Below are 657 nucleotides of genomic sequence, written 5' to 3'. Positions count from 1 at the left end.
GAAAAGATGCTCATTAAGTTGCCTTGGAATACTTCCGCCAGAAATAAGCACCCCGGCTTCAATATTTTTTTCCATAGCATACCCAGTAAGGTTTGCACTAGTGATAAAGCACTCCCGAGCATCAGCAACAGCAACTTTTGCATGAACACATCCGCCATAATATTCATTATCTTTATTATTCCATACATAAAGTTTGGCTGAAGGGACCTGTATTCTCATCTTCTCAATGGTATCAAAATTTAAACTACCACCTTTCTCTTGCGATAATTCAAGTAAAATTGAGATCATAACTCCGCGTTCATTTGCAGCATTTAATGCTTTCACTATCGTTGAAACATCATAAGCGACGAAGCTGGTTATAAACAGAGTGCGCTCAGCGGTACTAATAACTTGAAGCAAAGCCTGTTCAGTACGACGTGCTGAAACAAATGGTGTTGTGGGGCCAGTCCACACTAACTCGGTAGATTGCTCTGAAGTGGCTTTTGAATAGACATGGCTGGCAGTAAGGAGCATTGCAGCCAACTCACTAGAACTGACAGACGTTTTTTGCCAGGCCATAGTGAGTTGTTTGACTATTGTTACAGCTATTGGAGTATTGACCACATTGTATAATGTGGCCATAGATTTATTATCATCATGTAAGCATCCCAGCTTTAG

The 657-nt window shown here is 40.6% G+C and carries 1 protein-coding gene; it reads right to left on the bottom strand.

The genetic code is table 11. The annotated features are described in order from the left end of the window. Nucleotides 1–621 (bottom strand): DISARM system phospholipase D-like protein DrmC (gene drmC, locus IM284_RS23080; protein WP_226838981.1); only part of this gene is annotated, 621 nt, incomplete at its 3' end. Nucleotides 622–657 lie beyond the last annotated feature (36 nt).

The sequence above is a fragment of the Enterobacter cloacae complex sp. P12RS genome (genome assembly GCF_014895875.1).
Lineage (GTDB): Bacteria > Pseudomonadota > Gammaproteobacteria > Enterobacterales > Enterobacteriaceae > Enterobacter > Enterobacter bugandensis.
This window is presented reverse-complemented; position numbering and strand designations above follow the sequence as displayed.